We start from the raw sequence: 840 nt of genomic DNA, 5'->3' as shown, positions 1-840 counted from the left end.
AATAACGGGCCGTCTCCTGGTCAGCAGGTTGAGCATAAAGCCAGCTATGAAAACTCAACGGGGAATTGGACCAAACGGTGTGGCGGAACCAGCAGCCGGGGATTTCTACCGACTGCCACGCCTGGTATGCCGCTTCGGCGGCCTGCTTGATCGCGTTGGCAGCATCGGCTTTGCGCAGTACGTCAAGCACCTGGACTACGCAAGCTGATCCAGGGTCATCGCGATGTTGCGGGTGGTAAACGCTGGCCCGGCTCGACCGCGAGTTCCCGCCGACGGCTGCGTATTGACGGATTGGGGGCCTGTGTGAACCGCAGGGCTAGGGCTTGCGCCTCGTCGGCGCCGGTTTGCTCAGCGCGCGGAACTCACGCTGTAGGTCACGCAGGGCGGCGAGGTGGTTGACCACAAGCTCGTCGAGGTCCTGGTCGGTATGCGCGTAGCGGAACACCGGTGAGATGGGTTGGACACCGACACCCTGTTGTTGGGCCGCGATCCACACCGCCGCGACCGAGATATGGATCCCGTTTCGGCCGCTTTGGCGCTACGCGCTCAGCTGGGTAATCGAGGTCGCGAGTTTCCCCGCGCCTTCCCCGAGGGGTTGGGGCGAACGTCTCGGCGGGGTGCGTCTACTCGCACCAGCTCTCCCAAGGCCTTTTCGCCGGCATCGCTTTCCTGGCAGCTTCAGCAATAAAGCCTGCGCACGGGTTGGGGCCGGGCCACGGATAACTGCGCGCGAGTACGTTGGCTCTGAATTGAAAAATAGGTGATGTCCTGGTGACGTGACGGCCGCAGTGGAATGAATTGGCCTTATGGCTCTATACCCCAGCGCCCAGCTACTTGTGC

Annotated in this window: 2 protein-coding genes; both read right to left on the bottom strand. The window is 62.4% G+C overall.

Features of this window, described 5'->3' with window-relative positions; translation table 11 throughout:
* Positions 1-190: hypothetical protein (locus F0Q45_RS28830; protein ID WP_223163959.1), on the bottom strand; the 190-nt coding region annotated here is incomplete at its 3' end.
* A gap of 126 nt (positions 191-316) precedes the next feature.
* Positions 317-496: a hypothetical protein gene (locus F0Q45_RS26320; protein ID WP_149656631.1), complete on the bottom strand. Its 180-nt coding sequence runs from the start codon at positions 494-496 to the stop codon at positions 317-319.
* Between the last annotated feature and the right edge of the window lie 344 nt (positions 497-840).

The organism is Mycobacterium simiae, from assembly GCF_008370645.1.
GTDB lineage: Bacteria > Actinomycetota > Actinomycetes > Mycobacteriales > Mycobacteriaceae > Mycobacterium > Mycobacterium simiae_A.
This window is presented reverse-complemented; position numbering and strand designations above follow the sequence as displayed.